We start from the raw sequence: 18,961 nt of genomic DNA, 5'->3' as shown, positions 1-18,961 counted from the left end.
GGGTGAGCGAGGCAGCCAACGCATCTGCAACGTGAATTATGACGAGTAAAACCGTCTGGCAGGTCTGTCTTTTTAAACCATCGTTACCAGGCCGCGCGCATACGCTCGCGAACCAGTGCCGAACTGTGGCGATTTTTCGCGTTCAGTCGGTTTTTCAGGGTGTTGTCGGTGCGAGCTTCACGGACAGCCGTGACCAGCGCAGCGTTCACTTTGTCCATATCGGCACTTTCTGGCGCTTCTGGACTCGCAATATCTAATAGCGCAGATAACAACCCGAGGGTTTCGTAGTTGCTGATGTCGTACGCCATCGGAGGGATGGTCGCCGCCAGTTTTTCCAGCGCTTCAACGGTACGCAGGGTGATGCGTGCCGCAGACTCTTTACCCATTGCGTGGATCATCACGCCGGAATCGTTGAACGCAATCAGGCGGTTAGCCTGGTAGCCGTGTGCCAGGAACGCACCGGACATTGCTTTGCCAACAATCAGGCCAACAACCGGGTGACCCGCCAGACGTGCATTGGCGTAGGCCGCTGCGGCACCCGCTAATGCCTGGTGGATACCAAACGCTTCTTCGCGACGGCCATAAGCCTGGCTCGGTACGTCGATAACCGCCACAATGGCGCGTTTCTCTGACTTTTCAGCATCTTCAGCGATGGTTTCGCTTACGACTTTCGCCAGCGTCCAGCCTTCGAGCAGACCGACTTCACCGCCTTTCGCGCGCGGGTAGTGGTTGTTTTCATCTGGCACGACGGCGATAAAACGTGCAGCCTGGCCATCAACAGCGCCATCAGCCACTTGCACAGACGGGCAAAGGCCAGCCATACGCGGTGCGTTTGCCGTCAGTTTGTCCAACCAAATGGCGGCGCGATTCAGTTTCTGGCTCATGCGCGTTTCTCCCCAAAAAGCTGCTTAATCTGTTCGGAATCAGCCTGTTTAGTGGTGTCGAAATTGTTCAGGCGATCGAGATACCAGTCATAGTTATCGGTACGATGCTTAGCTGGAACACCTTTGGCGAGAGCTTCGTTCACCGCTTGTTTAACCGCGTTAACGCCATCACCTACCAGCGCTTCCACCAGACCGCTCTCAAAGCGAACTTCACCACCGGTCATGCTCCAGATAAACGGACGGTTACGTGAATCGTATTCGTCGATACCCGCTTCTTGTTCGATAACCTGTGGGCCGTTCAGGCCAAGGCGCGCTTCACGCGTCACAATCAGGTAGCTGCAAAGTGCGGCAGCGATAGACATCCCGCCGAAACAACCCACGGTGCCAGCCACCACGCCGATGACCGGCGTATAACGGCGCAGGTCAACAATGGCTGCGTGAATATCGGCAATCGCGGCGAGGCCTAAGTTTGCTTCCTGTAAGCGCACACCGCCGGTTTCGAGGCACAAAACGGCCTGAGTCGGAATGCCGTTACGGTTATCTTCCGCTGCCAGTTCAAGGGCGGCGGCCATTTTCGCGCCGGACACTTCGCCCATGCTGCCGCCCTGGAAAGCGCCTTCAATCGCGATCACCACTGCCGGGCCGCCATTGATAGTGCCTTTGGCAACAACCATGCCGTCGTCTGACTGCACAACGATGCCCTGAGCTTCTAACCACGGGGACACAATGCCTTCGAACGGATCGAGCAATTCGCGGAAGCTGCCGTCATCAAGCAACAGGCGAGCACGTTCACGCGCTTTGAGTTCGATAAAGCTGCTGTCGTTACGCATGAGTCACCTCTTCAAAAACTTGTTCGATGCGGATACGAGCCACACCTGGCGTCGCGCCAAAGTCGTGGATCTGCATCTGACCGGCAGGCAGGCTGGACAATGCGCCAAGGCGTTCGAACAGCGCCTGCCAGCGTTGCTCGCTATTATCAACAGACGTAGTGATGTCGATAGTCAGCGTCTCGCTTTGAGCCGCAGTAAACAGGACTTCCATATCACCGGAGCCAACTACACCCGCCAGCGCTTTGCCGCTAACGGTACGAGTTGCCGGAAATGACAATGTAATGTGTTCCATAACACCCTCTTAAAAGTGTGAATGTTGCGGTAATGGGGTAAGCGTCGCGTCGTCGCAGGCGATACGGTCAATCAGCAGCGTGGCGGCCAGCAAATCTGCGGCTCCACCTGGTGAGGCATTGAGTGCCAGCATCTGCTCATCAAGCCAGGCAAGTGCTGCACGGCCTTCAACCTGAGCTGTGCCACCTGCTACCAGCACGCTACGCGCACCGCTTTGCATGGTTTCCAGCCCTTCAAGCCCGGCACGTGAAAGCACGCAGGTATCGCTAAGGGTCGTCATGATGGCCATCAGCGCATCAAGGCGAGCCTGCTGTTCCGTGGCCCCCTGCAAACGGCTGCGGCGCAGTTGCGGCAACGCCAGTTGCATGATGTGCGGGAAGCCAAGCTGCGCTTCTTCGCGAGCACCGGGAACGCTATAACGCCGTGTCGCGAGCAACCCCTTACTGAAAACTTTTGGTGCTGAACTGTCTGGCAGACTGGCGAGTTTTGCGGCAGTTGCCGCAATCTCTTCACTGCGGCCTTCAAGACCGTGCATCGCAGCAGCACTGACCAACAAACCGAGTGCCCAGATAGCGCCCCGGTGAGTATTCACTCCGCCTGTAGCCACCATCATTTGCGCTTCGCCTTCACGGCCTAAGCGGCCGATGAGTTGGCGTAACGCGATGTCTGCCGGGCGCTGCCAGCTTTGCAATGCCAGAGCATGAAACGTCGGGGAAAGGCTGTGTGCAGAGCACTCCATCAGGCTTAGCGTTAAGTCGTGATGCGCGCCGTTTCCCCGGCTGTCCACAAGACCGGGTTTCGGGCTTAAACGTGCTTCTTCAATCAGGCTTTGGGTGGCAACCCGTGCAAGCCATTGCGCGCTGCCTTCTGCCCCGATTTGTGGCTGTAGTTTCATTACCAGCTCCGGAATTTCGCAGGTGGGTTATAAAGACCGCCAGACCACTCGACTAAATCCGCAACGCTGCTGGCTGCCAGCAGGGAACGAGTTGCGTCAGTGCGACGAATGCCCATATCTTCCGGGAACACCACTTTGCCGCTCTGGCGTAAGGCGGCGACGCGTTTCGCATCCACACCCAGGCCGATATCGGTGATACCCGCAACGGAGGCAACCATCGCGCGGCGCTCTTCCAGGCTTTCAGCACGATACAGATACGCGATGCCTTCTTCGGTCAGCACGTGGGTCACGTCGTCGCCGTAAATCATCACCGGAGCCAAAGGCATACCGGAGGATTTAGCCACTTCAACCGCATCGAGTTTTTCCACAAACGTCGGCTTAACACCGGCCTGGAAGGTTTCGACCATCTGCACGACGAGCTTACGGCCACGCTGCATCAGATCTGGTTGTGCCTGCATTGCAAGCCAGGCAGCCGTTGCATGGCGACGACCGTGTGGATCATGGCCCATGTTTGGCGCACCACCGAAACCGGACAGACGACCGCGCGTCACGGTTGAGGAGTTGGCATAGCCATCAACCTGCAATGTGGAGCCGATGAACATGTCCACTGCGTACTGGCCTGCTAACTGGCAGAACGCACGGTTGGAGCGCATCGAGCCATCAGCACCGGTAAAGAACACATCCGGACGAGCACGCACGTACTCTTCCATACCCAGCTCGCCACCGAAGCAGTGCACGGTTTCAACCCAGCCGCTTTCAATAGCAGGGATAAGCGTTGGGTGCGGGTTCAGCGTCCAGTGTTTACAGATTTTGCCCTTCAGACCGAGCTGTTCGCCGTAGGTTGGCAGCAGCAGTTCGATGGCGGCGGTGTTAAAGCCGATACCGTGGTTGAGCGATTGCACCTGGTGTTCAGCATAGATGCCTTTAATCGCCATCATCGCCATCAGGATGTGTTCTTGCTTGATAAGACGCGGGTCGCGGGTAAACAGCGGTTCAATAAAGAACGGCTTGTCAGCCACCACCACGTAATCAATCCACGAGCCTGGGATATCAACACGCGGTAAATCACATTCGTCATCAACCAGTTCGTTAACCTGAGCGATAACAATACCGTCGTGGAATGCCGCCGCTTCAACCAGTGCTGGCGTGTCTTCAGTGCTGGCGCCGGTATACAAGTTACCTTTGCGGTCAGCTTTAAAACCGGCAATCAACGCCACGTTCGGCGCGAGATCCACATACAAACGGGAATAGAGTTCGATGTAGGTATGAATGGCGCCAATCTCTAACTGACCGTCTTCGAGCAGCTGCGAAATACGCAGGCTCTGGGTGCCAGAGAAGGAGAAATCGAGCTTGCGGGCGATACCTTTTTCAAAAATATCAAGGTGTTCGCTGCGCCCGACGCTCGGCATAATCATATGCAGGTCGTGAACTTTGGATGGGCTAACTTCTGCCAACATGCGGGAAAGGAAATCCGCCTGTTTTTGGTTATTGCCTTCAAGCACCACGCGATCGCCAGGAGCGATCAGTTTTTCCAGCATATCGACAAGGCCTTCGGTTGGAAGCACCTTGCCCTGCACGTTGGTGGAAGCCATACGACGCTGTTTCTCGGTGCGGCGTGTGTTCCAGGCACGTGCTGGGGTTTGCCCAGACAACATAATTAACCTCCTGATTCAGCCAATCATTTTGATTTGCTTTAGCTTGGTCAAATTGTGCGCCCAGCAGGTCCGACCATCAATTAAGCTCGGGGACTAATCATTAGCCTTAGAGTAACAATGGATGTTCGGTTTTGTGACGAAGGTGGAAGGCGTTAATGGGGATTATTGGCTAGCGGACAAGGAAAATTCATGATTACGAGACATGCCGCAATTCACTACTTTGCCACTTTGTCAGTCGCCAGAAACTCGTAGAATAAGCGAGAGGCACGAGATGTGTTGTCGATAACACTTGCTTTGTTTTGGTTGAATAAGCCTGACTTGTAGCTACAATGAAGCCACGCAAACAAAGGAGGAAACAATGGACTCAGTCATTCGTACTCGCATCGACAGTCAGACAAAACAAAAGGCCACTGAAATTCTTGGGCACTGCGGGCTAACAATGAGCACAGCCTTACGCCTCTTTGTAGAACAAGTGGTCATAAACGAAGGCTTACCATTCGACATTAATCGCAAACCCAGCCCTCGCTTGCTTCAGGCGATGCGTGAAACGCAAGAAATCCTTCATAATGGCGAAAATGGATTTTCAGATGTAAATGAGCAAATGGATGCACTGAATAATGGTGAACAACAAACGAGCGAAGCAACCGTATCAGACAAAACACACAAAATCCTTTAGCAAAGCCTGGGAGCGTTACAACAAATCGGGTCGCTATGACATGAACGCTGTTTCTGCAGCAATGTGGTTGGTTGCCTCCCGTAACCCTTTGCCGGCTTATTACCTCGACCACTGTTTGAGTGGCGAATATGACAGATATCGGGAACTTCATATCGGTGGTGATTATTTGCTGGTGTATTACGTGGACGAATCCAGCCGGACCGTTATCTTTTCAGATTTAGGTACACATGCTGAGTTATTCGAATGAATGATTTTTGTAGGACTGAATCCCTCTTCCCGAACACAGAAAGAGGGATTAACGCGTTAGCTATTATGATTTAGCTGGGCGGGCAGTAATTTGAATTGAGTCGGTATAAGTCACACGCACGCTTTGGTTTACTTTCAAGTCTTTCAACTTCGCCTGAACTTTAGGGTCTTCAACGGTTACCGTTTTTTCCTGACCTTTTGGCCCTACGAAGGTGATTTCATTCTTTTTCAGATCAATATGTTTAATTTTCAGCTGAACGTTAACCTGGCGGAAAGCTTCGTGTTCCGGATCTTCTTTAGTGGCTTTCTCAACACCTTTAGTCGTTGACGCCGTCGGCGCGGATTTATCGATATTGGTATCAAATGCAATGGCAACGGAACGCGTCACGGTGGTATCAACCGTATCGCCTGCTTTTAAATTTGCCAGCGTACCGGCTTCTTGCGGAACGTTCAGAGAGACTTTATCCCCTGCTTCCCCTTCCAGCACCACGACATGGTTTTTTTGATCAACGGAAACAACTTTTGCCGAGAAGTGGTCTGCCTGGAAGTCACCGGATACCGGTACAATCGCAGCATTTGCAGAGAAAACACTCAATGCCAGCAGCGAAACGGTAGCAGCACTTTTGAGAATCGTTTGGATCGGTTTCATACGGACGTCCTTTTTAAGATAAACAGAGATGTTCCGGCCCCTTAGGGGTTAGGGGCCAGTATGAGCTTAGCGGTATTTTTTATGGTAGGCATTGCGAGTGGTTTTAAAATCTTCCGCAGCTGCCTGCGCTTCTTTCACTTTGCCTTCATTAGCAAGTTTTAGCGCACCGTCAATCTGTCCAACCAGTAAATCCAAACCGTGGCGATAATCTTTCATCTCAGCGCTATCTGCCGCTTTATTCTCGAGCTTTGGTGGTGTGCCCTTTTGCGCATCCAACGCGGCGGTACGCATATTATTGAGTGAGGTTTTTAACTCAGCCGCGTTATCGGTCTTCAACACGGTTTTGTAATTTTCAGCGATGGTATCCATATCATCGCCAACATCTTTCGCCATTACAGCGCCAGTAAATAACACGGACGATACTGCCAACATTGCAATTAATTGCTTACGCATGAATTAACCTCTCTATTATTTTCTACCCTAAATAATTCGAGTTGCAGGTGCGTTGACTGCACCTGCAGCTTGAAGTATGACGGGTAGTTCTACTGACCGGCGATTTTCATCTCCGGCAGCAACACTGAACCACATTGAATATTACTGCGCTTCTCAATATCACTACCAATTGTGACCATTTCACGCCACATATCTTTCAAGTTTCCGGCGATAGTAATTTCGCTCACCGGATATTGAATTTCACCGTTCTCAACCCAGAAGCCGGATGCGCCGCGAGAGTAATCGCCAGTGATGCCGCTTACGCCCTGACCCATCAGCTCGGTCACCACCAGGCCGGTACCCATCTCTTTGAGCATACCCGCGAAATCCAGGCCTCGCCCTTCAATACGCCAGTTGTGGATACCACCCGCATGGCCGGTGCTCTTGAGGCCCAGTTTGCGCGCGGAATAGTTAGTCAGCAGCCACTGTTGCAGGACACCGTCTTTGATAATGTCACGGCGTTCTGTGCGAACCCCTTCGCTATCGAATGGGGTAGAGGCCAGGCCTTTGAGTAGGTGCGGATGCTCTTCAATGGTCAGCCATTCCGGCAGGATTTGTTTTCCCAGAGAATCGAGCAGGAACGTGGATTTACGGTAAACCGAACCACCCGCAATCGCGCCAACCAGGTGACCGAACAGACCGGTCGCCGCTTCAGCGGCAAAAATAACCGGCGCTTTCATGGTAGACAGTTTGCGTGGCGACAGGCGCGCAAGCGTGCGGCGAGCACATTCGATACCCACTGATTCAGGGCTGTCGAGATCTTCCATCGCGCGGCCAATGGTATAGGCGTAATCACGCTCCATTTCACCGTTAACTTCGGCGATAACGCAGCTGGAAAGCGAATGGCGCGTTGAACAGTAGCTTTGCAGCATACCGTTGCTGTTACCGAAAACTTTAATGCCGTAGTGGCTGTTGAAGCTGCCGCCTTCGGTATTGTTGATGCGCTTATCGACGTTCAATGATGCATTTTCAGCGCGTGCTGCCAGTTCAATCGCGCGGTCTGCGTCCATTTCCGTTGGGTGGAACAGGTCCAAATCCGGCGCTTCAAAAGCCAGCAACTCTTTATCCGCCACACCCGCAAACGGGTCTGGTGATGTGTAACGGGCGATATCCAGCGCCGCCTGTACGGTGCGCGCAACGGCGTCCGGGCTCAGATCGGTGGTGGATGCGCTACCTTTACGGTTTTGATGATAAACGGTGATGCCTAACGCACCATCGCTGTTAAATTCGACGTTTTCCACCTCACCGTATCGCGTGGTCACGCCGATACCAGTGGTTTTACTGACGGCAACTTCTGCGCCGTCTGACTGAGCGGAAGCCAATTCCAGCGCCTGAGATACCGCTTGTTCCAGAACCTGACGTTGTTGTGCTACTTGCGTGTTTACTTTCATCGCTACTGCCATAATGTAAGGTGAGTGATTTAAGTCTAACAGGATCAGAACAATTTCGCAGTGAACAGGCTTTACTGGTAGAATTAGCCACTTTTTTTAAGGAGCCTAAATATGACTAAGCAGCCCGATGACTGGCTCGACGACGTCCCAGATGACGAAAATGAAGACGAAGATGATGAGATTATCTGGGTCAGTAAAAGCGAAATTAAGCGTGATGCCGAGGAATTAAAACGCCTGGGTATGGAACTGATGGAGTTGGGCAAAAATGCGCTCGACAAAATCCCTCTTGATGAAGATTTGCGTGCCGCGATTGATTTGGCTCAGAAAATCAAAAAAGAAGGCCGTCGCCGTCAGGTTCAGTTAATTGGCAAAATGATGCGTTCGCGCGACATGGATCCTATCCGCGTAGCACTCGATAAACTGAAAAACCGTCACAACCAACAAGTGGCACTGTTCCATAAACTGGAAGCACTGCGCGATCGTTTGGTTGAGGAAGGCGATGATGCCATGAGTGAAGTGTTAAGACTTTACCCGGATGCAGACCGCCAGCAATTACGTGTGCTGATTCGTAACGCACAAAAAGAGAAGGCAGCAAATAAGCCGCCAAAATCTTATCGTCAGATTTTCTCATATCTGCGCGAACTGGCTGAAACCCAGGCTTAAAACGAAAGTGGCTTAATGAAATTAGCCACCCATAAAAAAACCCGCATCTGCGGGTTTTTTTATGTCTGCACGATTACTGGTTTTCAGCTTTCTTTGCCAGTGCATCCAGCAGCTTCTGATGAATACCCCCGAAACCACCATTGCTCATCACCAGAATATGGTCGCCAGGCTGAGCCGTTTTCACCACCATATCCGCCAAAGTGTCGACATCCGCACTCCAGTGAGCAGGCTGAATACAGGCTTCTGCCACTTCAACCACTTGCCATGGAATATGTGGAGGCTGAAGCAAGAAGACTTCGTCTGCACGACCTAAAGAAGGTGCCAGATCATCTTTGCTCAGGCCCATTTTCATGGTGTTAGAGCGTGGCTCAAGCACCGCGAGAATACGTGCGGTGCCGCCAACTTTGCTACGCAACGCCGAAAGTGTTGCCAGAATCGCCGTTGGATGGTGGGCAAAATCGTCATAAACCGTCACACCATGTGCTTCGCCACGTAATTCCAGGCGGCGACGCGCATTGATGAAGCTGTCCAGCGCTTTTGCTGCATCTGCCGGTGTCACACCTACGTGGCGTGCTGCGGCAATCGCCATCAGCCCGTTATGCATGTTGTGTTCGCCCACCAGTTGCCAGTGCACTTCACCGACACGCTCGCCATCGAGGAATACTTCCCAGTTAGACGCATCAGGGTTGAGCTTCTTCGCCTGCCAGTGGCCTTGCTCGCCCACCAGCTCTTGCTCACTCCAGCAGCCCATCGCCAGCGTCTGCTTAATATTGGTGTCGTTTTCTGGCCAGATGATTTTCCCCTGCCCCGGCACAATACGCACCAGGTGGTGGAACTGCTTCTGAATGGCTTTCAGGTCGTCAAAGATGTCCGCGTGATCAAACTCAAGGTTATTGAGGATCAACGTGCGCGGGCAGTAATGCACGAATTTGGAACGCTTATCGAAGAATGCACAGTCGTATTCGTCAGCTTCAATCACAAAGAATGGGCTATCGCCCAGGCGCGCAGAAACGTCGAAATTACCCGGTACGCCGCCAATCACGAAGCCTGGCTTGTAACCACACGCTTCCAGAATCCACGTTGCCATACCTGCGGTGGTGGTTTTACCGTGCGTCCCTGCCACGGCCAGCACCCAGCGGTCGCGCAGCACAAAATCGTGCAGCCATTGCGGGCCGGACATGTAAGGGAGGCTTTTCTCGAGCACCGCTTCAACACACGGGTTACCGCGTGTCATGGCGTTGCCGATGATCACCAGATCCGGCTGTGGATCGAGCTGACTTGGGTCGTAACCTTGAATTAATTCAATACCCTGTTCTTCTAACAGAGTGCTCATTGGCGGATACACGTTGGCATCCGAGCCTGTAACCTGATGGCCGAGTGAACGAGCCAGCATCGCAAGGCCGCCCATGAACGTGCCGCAAATACCCAGAATATGAATACGCATAAAAACTGTCCTTTCATTATTTGGCGCACATTCTAACCGTATGTGGAGTGGTGGCAAATCGCATTTCAGGATATTCCGCATTTTGCTGGCGCGATTCACCTGTACGCTACTATTTGAAAGTTTGTTAGGATTGTTGCAATCGTTTTATTTAACTGACTGATGCAGGGAAAGTGTTATGAAAACGTTAGGTGAATTTATTGTCGAAAAGCAGCACGAGTTCTCGCACGCAACCGGTGAACTGACTGCCTTGTTGTCGGCAATAAAGCTCGGCGCAAAAATCATCCACCGTGATATCAACAAAGCAGGTTTGGTTGATATTTTGGGTGCCAGCGGAGCTGAAAACATTCAGGGCGAAGTGCAGCAAAAACTTGACCTGTTTGCGAACGAAAAACTGAAAGCAGCACTTAAAGCTCGAGGGATTGTGGCGGGTGTGGCTTCCGAAGAAGAAGATGATATTGTTGTTTTCGAAGGCGCGGAGCATGCCAAATATGTGGTGCTGATGGACCCGCTCGACGGCTCATCTAACATCGACGTAAACGTGTCAGTCGGTACTATTTTCTCTATCTATCGCCGTATCACACCCGTCGGTACGCCAGTCACCGAAGCCGATTTCCTCCAGCCGGGCAACCGCCAGGTCGCGGCAGGTTATGTGGTTTACGGTTCCTCAACCATGCTGGTTTACACCACCGGTTGTGGCGTTCATGCCTTCACCTACGATCCTTCTCTTGGCGTGTTCTGCCTGTGCCAGGAGCGTATGCGCTTCCCGGAAATCGGCAGTACCTATTCCATCAACGAAGGGAACTACATCCGTTTCCCGACTGGTGTGAAAAAGTACATTAAGTTCTGCCAGGAAGAAGATTCAAACACCCAACGCCCGTATACCTCACGTTATATCGGTTCTCTGGTAGCTGACTTCCACCGCAACCTGCTGAAAGGTGGGATTTATCTCTACCCAAGCACCGCGAGCCACCCGCAAGGGAAGCTGCGTTTGCTGTATGAAGGTAACCCAATGGCGTTCCTTGCTGAACAAGCTGGCGGTAAAGCGAGTGATGGCAAAGAGCGTATTCTGGATATCATCCCGGAAACCCTGCACCAGCGCCGCCCGTTCTTTGTGGGTAACGAACATATGGTCGATGATGTAGAACGCTTTATTCGTGAGTACCCGGACGCATAATTTTTGCCCTCCCTCGATCCTCTCCCACGGGAGAGGATAAATAGCGCTCCATACCCTAAATAATTGAAACTGCATCAAGGCGGCAAGTGAGCAAATCCCGATGAGCTTACTAGAGTAAGTGATTCGGGTGCGTGAACGCAGCCAACGCGGATGCGGCTTCAAGTATGACGGGTGCACCTGAACGTCGCCATCGCAGCCACCAAATGCTGCGACTGCTCCTCAAGTGAACGCGTAGCCGCCGTCGATTCCTGAACCAATGCCGCATTCTGCTGCGCCGCTTCATCCATCTGGCTGACCGCGATATTCACCTGCTCGATACCATAACTCTGTTCGTTTGATGCATTGGCGATTTCACTGACCAGGCGGGTCATGCGCATCACTTCTTCAGCGATTTCATCCATCGTTTCCCCGGCTTGCTGAGCCAGTTCGCGGCCTTCGCCAACGTGGTTTTGCGAGTCAGAAATCAGGGTGCGGATCTCTTTTGCTGCGTCAGCACTGCGGCTTGCCAGAGTGCGAACTTCACCTGCCACCACAGCAAAACCACGCCCTTGTTCACCGGCTCGTGCCGCTTCTACCGAGGCATTCAGCGCCAGAATATTTGTCTGGAAGGCGATGCCGTCGATAACGCTCAGGATGTCGGCAATACGGTCGGAACTACTGGAGATATCGCGCATTTTTTCAATCACGTAGCACACCATTTCGCTGCCACGATCGGCGGTATCAGAAACGTCTTTCGCCAGCTTATGTGCCTGCTCCGCGTTATCGGCGTTCTGTTTCACGGTCGCGGTGAGCTGCTCCATGCTGGCAGCCGTTTGCTCAAGAGAAGTGGCGGTTGATTCAGTGCGTTGGGCGAGATTCTGGTTGCCCGCTGCCAATTCACGGCTGCCGGTGTCAATTTGCGAACTGGCATCGCGCACGCGGCTTACCGATTCCATCAGCGAATCACGCATCACGGTAATCGCTACCGCCAGGCGGCCAAATTCGTTGTTACCAGCAGGTGGCAACGCCTGAGTTAAATCACCTTTGGCGACAAACTCCAGTTGCTCAATTGACTGGTTAAGCGGCTTGAGCAGCAGGTGGCGCAAGGCCAGCCACACCAACACGATAATCCCGGCGGTGAGCAATGCGGCGATAATAATTAGCGTAAGGACGATTTTCTTATGCAATTGCACCGCTTCCACTTCGCTGTTGCCGCGCGCCTCGCCCCACTGTTTGAAAATCTCGACATCAGTATCAAATTTTTGCGACAGCGGGATCAACGTCTTTTCCAGCAGGTCGTAATAATCATCGGGATTTTGTTTGGTAAGGGCGGCAAGCATCGGGTTGATGCCTTTTGCGAGATAGTCCGCATAACTTTGCGATAAGTTTTGAATCAGGCGATTGCCCTCTTCGTCACCTACGCCGCTGTCGATAAACGCTTTTAGCTGCTGTTGCGCCGCACTAACGTCACTGGCGACGTAATCGGTGGATTTGGTCGCGTCTTCCAGCAGGCCAATTTCCATCTGGCGAACCGCCTGCCCTGCGCCGTTACGCGCACGTAGCAAAGAGACATAGCCATCAGACAAGCGCACCATCTGCTCGCCCTGTAGGCTGTTGATTTTCTGGAGTGAAGTGGAGCTTTGTTGCAGGGCGTAAATGCCCATGCCGCTGACAAATAACAACAGGAAGGTCATGACTGCCAATAACGTCAGCAGCCCCGTGCGAATAGACAAATTTTTCAACATGCTCTTTTCCCGGTGACAGAACGATTAATTGTTATCGACAATCACCGGGGAAAGTTTAGGCAAAGCGATTCAGCTTTGACCAGGGCGCACCTTAATCCGCTTCACTGGCGAGCTTTGGCGGTTTTCCCACAACACCGTCAAACCGCGCTGTAGGGCGATGAAAATAAAAAGCAAAATGCCGATGGCGATTTTCGTCCACCACGAACTGAGCGTACCGTCGAAGTTGATATAGGTCTGAATCAGCCCCTGGATAGCCACACCAAACAGCGTACCGAGCACCGTTCCAACGCCACCACTTAACAGCGTGCCGCCGATAACCACTGAGGCAATCGCATCCAGCTCAACGCCCATCCCTGCCAGCGCGTAACCCGCTGAGGTATAGAGCGAAAAGACAATTCCGGCGAGTGTGGCAAGCCCGGTTGAAAGCATATAAATGCGCACTGTAGTGCTGCGGGTGGAAATCCCCATCAGGTTTGCCGATGTTGCGTTGCCGCCAATCGCATAAACCTGGTTACCAAAGCGGGTGCGGTGCGCAAGGAAAATACCAATCACCACCACGGCCAGCATCAGCAAGCCCATCGCACTCAAACGCCCGCCGCCAGGAATGCGCCATGCGAGGTTCGAAAGCGTGTCGTAAATCGGGTGGTCAATCGGAATAGACTCTTCAGAAACCAGGTAGCTGACCCCGCGCAGGAAGAACATCCCGGCAAGCGTAATAATAAAAGCAGGGATTTTCAGCGCGTCGATAAGCAAGCCCATAAATGCACCGAACGCGCAGCCCATCACCAGCACCAGCGGGAACGCCACCAGCGGCGATAACCCCCAGAAGCCAATCGCTTTAGCGAGAAACACCCCGGTAAAGGCGATCACCGAACCGACGGAAAGATCGATGCCGCCGGAGAGGATCACAAATGTCATCCCAACGGCGATAATCCCCAGAAAAGCGTTATCAGTCAGAATGTTGCAAATCACACGCGTTGATGCGAAACCGGGGAATTGCGTCAGGCAATACAGATAGCCCAGCACAAATACCGCAAGCGTAATCATCAACGGCAAGTTACGTTTGATCATGGCGACGGAGTCCTTTGAGCAGAGCAATAAAACGTGGCGACTGAACAATCAACACGCACATCACCACCACCGCTTTCACCACCTGGTTAAGCTCAGGCGGGAAACCGGAAAGCAGGATGCCGGTATTCATCCCCTGAATAATCAGCGCGCCAATCACGGAAAGTGCGATGTTAAAGCGCCCGCCCATCAGCGAACCGCCGCCGATAACCACCGCCAGAATAGCGTCCAGTTCCAGCCACAATCCGGCGTTGTTGGCATCAGCACCACGAATATCGGCGGTGACGATAATCCCGGCGATGGCCGCGCACAGGCCGCTCAAAACGTAAGTCAGCATCACGACGAGGCGGGTATTTACCCCGGCATTTTTCGCCGCACGGATGTTAATCCCGACCGATTCGATAAACAGGCCCAGCGCCGTTTTGCGGGTAAATAGCCAGAAGACCAGCAGCGTTGCCAGCACAATAATCACGGGCGTCGGGAAGAAGAACAGCGAACCGCTGCCCAGATACGAGAGGTTTGGTGAATCAAAAGTAACGATTTGCCCGGCGGTGATAAGTTGCGCCACACCACGCCCGGCCACCATCAGGATTAGCGTGGCAACAAACGGCTGAATCTTCAGGATGGCGACCAGAATGCCGTTCCACAGACCGGCCAGAACACCCACGCCCAGTGATGCGAGGATCACTACCGTCAGGCTGTGCCCGTCGACCGTTAACGTGGCCGCCGTCGCGCCAGCAATCGCCATCACCGCGCCAACGGAAAGGTCAATGCCACCGGTGGCGATCACCAGTGTCATGCCGATTGCCAGTAATGCGACCGGTGCCGCACGGTTGAGAATATCTATCGGGCTGCCAAACAGCCGCCCGTTTTGCAACACAATATCAAAGAAGTGATTGGCGACCAGGCTATCGACTAACAACACCAGCACCAACGCGACCAGTTGCGGAATACCCGGCGGCCAGCGGAAATTCCGTTTTGGCTTTTCGGCATCCGTTTGCGGCAATGAACGAGGCATCACGTGTTACTCCTTATGCCGCAATGGCATTCATAATTGCCGATACGGAAAGCTCAGCGAGCGGGATCTCAGCCACTTGCTGCCTGTCACGCATGATGATCACGCGATCCGCATAGCCCACCAGCTCTTCAAGTTCTGAAGAGATAACCAACAGCGCCAGGCCATCGGCGCACAGCGTTTCGATCAAACGGATAATTTCGGCGTGCGCCCCCACGTCGATCCCTCGAGTCGGTTCGTCGAGGATTAAGAATTGCGGTTTGGTCAGCAGCCAGCGCGAGAGCAGAACTTTTTGCTGATTACCACCGGAAAGAAATTCGATCGGTTGATCCGGGCCGGGCGTACGGATCCCCAGCTGGCGAATGAAGCGTTCGGCAATCTGATACTGTTCACGCTTCGGAATCGGCCGCAGCCAGCCGCGCTGCGCCTGTAATGCCAGAATGATATTTTCACGTACCGAAGCGGCGGCAATAATGCCGTCAGTTTTGCGATCCTCCGGGCAAAAACCAATACCCAGCGAAGAGGCTTTATGAGGCGATCGCAGTGATTGCGGCTTGCCTTTGATCCACGCATTGCCACTGTCCGCAGGCTTGATGCCAAATATCACTTCGGCGGTTTCGGTGCGCCCGGATCCTAATAAACCCGCCAGACCGACGATCTCTCCAGGGCGAACTTCAAGATCAAACGGGTTGATCACCCCTTTCTTACCGAAATCTTTAAACGCAGCGACCGGTTTATCGCTCAGTAACGTGCGGCCCGCGCGGTTCAGGGCATTAGTTTCCAGCTCACGCCCCAGCATCATTTTCACCAGATCGATCTGCGGCAGATCGGCGGTATTGCGCGTGCCGACGAACATCCCGTTGCGCAGCACGGTGATCCGATCGGTGACTTCATAAACTTGATCGAGAAAGTGGGTGACGAAGATCAGGCTCACGCCCTGGTCGCGCAGCTGGCGCATCAGGGTGAACAGCATTTCAACTTCTTTAGTGTCGAGGCTAGCGGTCGGTTCATCGAGGATCAGCACTTTGGCTGAAAGATCGATGGCCCGGCAAATGGCAACGATCTGCTGCATCGCAACGGAGTAGCGGTTGAGCGGCTCGGCGACATCCAGCGAAAACCCATAGGATTCCATCAGCCGGGTGGCGCGTTTTTCCATCTCTTTACGTTGTATAAACCCAAAGCGACGCGGCTCGCGGCCGATAAACAAGTTATCCGCCACAGACATATTGGGCAGTAGATTGACTTCCTGATACACCGTACCGATGCCGAGTTGTTGGGCATGGGCGGTATTCTTCGGGGAAATCTGTTCCCCTTCGAGATAAATATTGCCGCTATCACGCTGGTAAACGCCGGTTAAGGCTTTGATAAGCGTTGATTTCCCTGCTCCATTTTCACCCAGTAACGCCATGATTTCGCCGCGATTGAGGCTGAAGTCCACTTTGTCGAGCGCTTTGACCCCTGGGAAATGTTTCGATAAGCCTTCCGTGCGCAGAATTTCCTGGTTGTTTGTGCTCATGATTAAACCCTCACTCCAACCCTCTCCCTAAAAGAGAGAAGGGGAAAAATCAAACCACACTCGATCCAATCCCCTCTCCCTTTAGGAGAGAGGGCTAGGGTGAGGGGTAAAGCAGCTTAGTAGCCCATCGATTTCTTCTTCTCGAGCTCTTCTTTCGCGGTATCCGGGAGATACAGAGTGGACTTAGTGATGGTCACTTTTTTAGGCATGGTGCCATCTTTCTTGAACTTCTCGAGTGCATCGAACGCCGGTCCTGCCATGTTTGGTGTCAGCTCAACGCTTGCGTTGGCTTCGCCATCGATCATCGCTTTGTAGATATCCGGCACGCCATCAATGGAACCGGTCAGAATGTCTTTGCCTGGTTTCAGGCCCGCTTCTTTGATTGCCTGAATCGCACCGATCACCATGTCATCGTTATGCGCGTAAACCATGCAGATGTTTTTGCCGTTGTTCTCGGCTTTGATGAAGCTTTCCATGACTTCTTTACCTTTGCTGCGGGTAAAGTCGCCAGACTGAGAACGAATGATTTTCACGTTGGATGCTTTAGAAATGGCGTCGGCGAAGCCTTTCTTACGATCGATTGCCACACTCGCGCCCACGGTGCCTTGCAGTTCAACCACGTTACATTGCTTACCATTCAACTCTTTAAGCAACCATTCACCAATCAACTGGCCTTCCAGCACGTTGTTAGCGGTGACGACGGTCATGTACAGCGATTTATCTTTCACATCGATATTACGGTCGAGCAGGAATACTGGGATTTTGGCCTCTTTTGCTTCTTGTAATACAGGCTCCCAACCCGTGGCGACGATTGGCGCAATGAAGATTGCGTCTACGCCCTGGGCGATAAATGAACGTACGGCTTTAATCTGGTTTTCTTGTTTTTGTTGGCCGTCAGCAATTTTCAGCGTGATGCCACGTTTCTCGGCTTCACTCTTCGCAACCGATGTTTCTGCCGCACGCCAGCCGGATTCAGAACCTACCTGAGAAAATCCGACCGTTAACGGAGCAGCTATTGCCATAGACGACATGGCTGCGGAGACTGCAGAGACCAAAAGTAAGCGCTTCCACATAGGGACATCCTCGTAGGGTTATTGTTGGTTAAAATCTGGGCGTCGAAAAAACTATAGACGACGTGTGGTGTAACAGAATGAGTTACATCACAATTCCAACAAGTCGCGCATAACCTTGTAACCGCTTACACAACTTTATAAAGAATACGGCTATGTTTATGGATTTTCCCGTTGTCGGAAGGTTCTGGAAACGGGGGCGGGTGAGAAATGAAAGCAAAAAGAGGCGAAGACATTTAAATCGAGTTAGCTATAATACGCGGCACTTGAATGACACCAGTTTAAAGGAAAAAGACATGAGCTTACTCAACGTCCCAGCGGGTATTGATCTGCCAGAAGACATCTACGTTGTTATCGAAATCCCAGCAAACGCTGACCCTATCAAATATGAAGTTGATAAAGACACTGGCGCGCTGTTCGTTGACCGTTTCATGTCTACCGCAATGTTCTACCCGTGCAACTACGGTTACATCAACCACACCCTGTCTTTAGACGGTGACCCGGTTGACGTTCTGGTTCCAACTCCATACCCACTGCAACCAGGTTCTGTTATTCGTTGCCGTCCAGTTGGCGTGTTGAAAATGACTGACGAAGCGGGCGAAGATGCCAAGCTGGTTGCAGTTCCGCACACCAAACTGAGCAAAGAATACGATCACATTAAAGATGTGAACGACCTGCCAGAACTGCTGAAAGCGCAGATCTCCCACTTCTTCGAGCAGTACAAAGCTCTCGAGAAAGGCAAATGGGTTAAAGTTGAAGGTTGGGACAATGCAGCAGCAGCTAAAGCTGAAATCGTTGCTTCCTTCGAGCGCGCTAAGAAGTAATTCTTACCCCGCTAAATGCTTATGAAAACACCGCCAGATGGCGGTGTTTTTTTATGCGTCTGCAAAAGTGAAACGGCCACTCAGATGAGTGGCCGTTTGGGAATGAACTACTCGCTATCTTTATCCAGCCAATCTCCGCTTTCGATGCGGGTTAACCCCTCCACCGAACGCTGGTACACATACATCCATGCGCTGCCGAAAGGAGTCTGAATTAGCTGACGTTTATACTCTCCGCCTTTGGTGCGTAAAGCATCAAGCTCAGAGAGTGTGGAAGCATCTATGCGATACACTTCACCCGCCACTGCCCCTTCACCCGGCACAACGCCCGGATAATGGCCAAGGCTGTATAAAGCGTAATTTTCGACATGATGATCCCCAAGCCACTGGGCGTTGGTCATCCAGTGGCTGTTACCTTGCTTGCGTCGTAAACTGCCGTAAACAAATATTCGCATTG

Annotated in this window: 20 protein-coding genes; 5 read left to right on the top strand and 15 right to left on the bottom strand. The window is 52.6% G+C overall.

The window, feature by feature from the left end; genetic code table 11:
* Positions 1-83: 83 nt before the first annotated feature.
* Genes mdcE through mdcA form a run of 5 tightly spaced genes read right to left on the bottom strand, consistent with a single transcriptional unit; the run spans position 84 to position 4,555 of the window.
* Positions 84-884: a biotin-independent malonate decarboxylase subunit gamma gene (gene mdcE / locus M975_RS21415; protein WP_064561879.1), complete on the bottom strand. Its 801-nt coding sequence runs from the start codon at positions 882-884 to the stop codon at positions 84-86.
* Positions 881-1,714 (bottom strand): biotin-independent malonate decarboxylase subunit beta, encoded by an 834-nt coding sequence (locus M975_RS21410; RefSeq protein ID WP_064515827.1) that lies wholly within the window; start codon positions 1,712-1,714, stop codon positions 881-883. The genes mdcE and M975_RS21410 overlap by 4 nt, the downstream gene beginning before the upstream one ends.
* Positions 1,707-2,006: a malonate decarboxylase acyl carrier protein gene (gene mdcC, locus M975_RS21405; RefSeq protein ID WP_064561878.1), complete on the bottom strand. Its 300-nt coding sequence runs from the start codon at positions 2,004-2,006 to the stop codon at positions 1,707-1,709. Before mdcC ends, M975_RS21410 begins: the two co-directional genes overlap by 8 nt.
* Positions 2,007-2,015: 9 nt before the next feature.
* Positions 2,016-2,900: a triphosphoribosyl-dephospho-CoA synthase gene (locus tag M975_RS21400; RefSeq protein WP_064561877.1), complete on the bottom strand. Its 885-nt coding sequence runs from the start codon at positions 2,898-2,900 to the stop codon at positions 2,016-2,018.
* Entirely contained in the window at positions 2,900-4,555 is a 1,656-nt protein-coding gene (gene mdcA, locus M975_RS21395; protein ID WP_064561876.1) for a malonate decarboxylase subunit alpha, read from the bottom strand. The genes M975_RS21400 and mdcA overlap by 1 nt, the downstream gene beginning before the upstream one ends.
* A gap of 358 nt (positions 4,556-4,913) precedes the next feature.
* Between mdcA and M975_RS21390 the strand changes: the two genes are divergently transcribed.
* Positions 4,914-5,231 (top strand): type II toxin-antitoxin system RelB/DinJ family antitoxin, encoded by a 318-nt coding sequence (locus M975_RS21390; protein ID WP_064561875.1) that lies wholly within the window; start codon positions 4,914-4,916, stop codon positions 5,229-5,231.
* Positions 5,173-5,478 (top strand): type II toxin-antitoxin system RelE/ParE family toxin, encoded by a 306-nt coding sequence (locus M975_RS21385; RefSeq protein ID WP_064561874.1) that lies wholly within the window; start codon positions 5,173-5,175, stop codon positions 5,476-5,478. The genes M975_RS21390 and M975_RS21385 overlap by 59 nt, the downstream gene beginning before the upstream one ends.
* A gap of 63 nt (positions 5,479-5,541) precedes the next feature.
* Here M975_RS21385 and M975_RS21380 read toward each other — a convergent pair whose 3' ends face one another.
* From M975_RS21380 to pmbA, 3 genes are all read right to left on the bottom strand, one after another.
* Positions 5,542-6,126 (bottom strand): hypothetical protein, encoded by a 585-nt coding sequence (locus tag M975_RS21380; RefSeq protein ID WP_064561873.1) that lies wholly within the window; start codon positions 6,124-6,126, stop codon positions 5,542-5,544.
* Between the two features lie 66 nt (positions 6,127-6,192).
* Positions 6,193-6,579, bottom strand: coding sequence for a cytochrome b562 (gene cybC / locus M975_RS21375; protein WP_064561872.1), 387 nt, complete (start codon positions 6,577-6,579; stop codon positions 6,193-6,195).
* An 89-nt stretch (positions 6,580-6,668) separates the two neighbouring features.
* Entirely contained in the window at positions 6,669-8,021 is a 1,353-nt protein-coding gene (gene pmbA, locus M975_RS21370) for a metalloprotease PmbA (RefSeq protein WP_064561871.1), read from the bottom strand.
* A gap of 99 nt (positions 8,022-8,120) precedes the next feature.
* Here pmbA and yjgA point away from each other — a divergent pair, with 99 nt between their 5' ends.
* Complete coding sequence (yjgA, locus tag M975_RS21365; RefSeq protein ID WP_064561870.1) at positions 8,121-8,672, top strand: ribosome biogenesis factor YjgA; 552 nt, start codon at positions 8,121-8,123, stop codon at positions 8,670-8,672.
* A gap of 73 nt (positions 8,673-8,745) precedes the next feature.
* Here the strand turns inward: yjgA and mpl are convergent, their stop codons facing one another.
* The gene (gene mpl / locus M975_RS21360) at positions 8,746-10,116 is read right to left on the bottom strand and encodes a UDP-N-acetylmuramate:L-alanyl-gamma-D-glutamyl-meso-diaminopimelate ligase (RefSeq protein ID WP_064561869.1); all 1,371 of its coding nucleotides are present in this window, start codon (positions 10,114-10,116) and stop codon (positions 8,746-8,748) included.
* Positions 10,117-10,291: 175 nt separating this feature from the next.
* On the opposite strand from mpl, the gene fbp reads away from it, so the two are divergent.
* Positions 10,292-11,290 carry a class 1 fructose-bisphosphatase gene (gene fbp / locus M975_RS21355; protein WP_064561868.1) on the top strand — a complete coding sequence of 333 codons (999 nt, stop codon included), beginning with the start codon at positions 10,292-10,294 and terminating at the stop codon, positions 11,288-11,290.
* A 158-nt stretch (positions 11,291-11,448) separates the two neighbouring features.
* Here the strand turns inward: fbp and M975_RS21350 are convergent, their stop codons facing one another.
* The 5 genes from M975_RS21350 to ytfQ form a co-directional block, all read right to left on the bottom strand.
* Complete coding sequence (locus M975_RS21350) at positions 11,449-13,014, bottom strand: methyl-accepting chemotaxis protein (protein ID WP_064561867.1); 1,566 nt, start codon at positions 13,012-13,014, stop codon at positions 11,449-11,451.
* A gap of 69 nt (positions 13,015-13,083) precedes the next feature.
* Positions 13,084-14,085: a galactofuranose ABC transporter, permease protein YjfF gene (gene yjfF / locus M975_RS21345; RefSeq protein WP_064561866.1), complete on the bottom strand. Its 1,002-nt coding sequence runs from the start codon at positions 14,083-14,085 to the stop codon at positions 13,084-13,086.
* On the bottom strand, positions 14,072-15,103 hold the full coding sequence (gene ytfT / locus M975_RS21340; protein WP_157093419.1) for a galactofuranose ABC transporter, ATP-binding protein YtfT: 1,032 nt from the start codon (positions 15,101-15,103) through the stop codon (positions 14,072-14,074). Before ytfT ends, yjfF begins: the two co-directional genes overlap by 14 nt.
* A 10-nt stretch (positions 15,104-15,113) precedes the next feature.
* Positions 15,114-16,613, bottom strand: a complete 1,500-nt coding sequence (gene ytfR, locus M975_RS21335) for a galactofuranose ABC transporter, ATP-binding protein YtfR (protein WP_157093418.1) — start codon at positions 16,611-16,613, stop codon at positions 15,114-15,116.
* Between the two features lie 116 nt (positions 16,614-16,729).
* Positions 16,730-17,686, bottom strand: coding sequence for a galactofuranose ABC transporter, galactofuranose-binding protein YtfQ (gene ytfQ / locus M975_RS21330; protein ID WP_064561863.1), 957 nt, complete (start codon positions 17,684-17,686; stop codon positions 16,730-16,732).
* Positions 17,687-17,979: 293 nt separating this feature from the next.
* Between ytfQ and ppa the strand changes: the two genes are divergently transcribed.
* Positions 17,980-18,507 (top strand): inorganic diphosphatase, encoded by a 528-nt coding sequence (ppa, locus tag M975_RS21325; RefSeq protein WP_064515779.1) that lies wholly within the window; start codon positions 17,980-17,982, stop codon positions 18,505-18,507.
* Between the two features lie 107 nt (positions 18,508-18,614).
* Here ppa and M975_RS21320 read toward each other — a convergent pair whose 3' ends face one another.
* Complete coding sequence (locus M975_RS21320) at positions 18,615-18,959, bottom strand: gamma-glutamylcyclotransferase family protein (protein WP_064561862.1); 345 nt, start codon at positions 18,957-18,959, stop codon at positions 18,615-18,617.
* Between the last annotated feature and the right edge of the window lie 2 nt (positions 18,960-18,961).

The sequence above is a fragment of the Buttiauxella brennerae ATCC 51605 genome, assembly GCF_001654925.1.
GTDB lineage: Bacteria > Pseudomonadota > Gammaproteobacteria > Enterobacterales > Enterobacteriaceae > Buttiauxella > Buttiauxella brennerae.
This window is presented reverse-complemented; position numbering and strand designations above follow the sequence as displayed.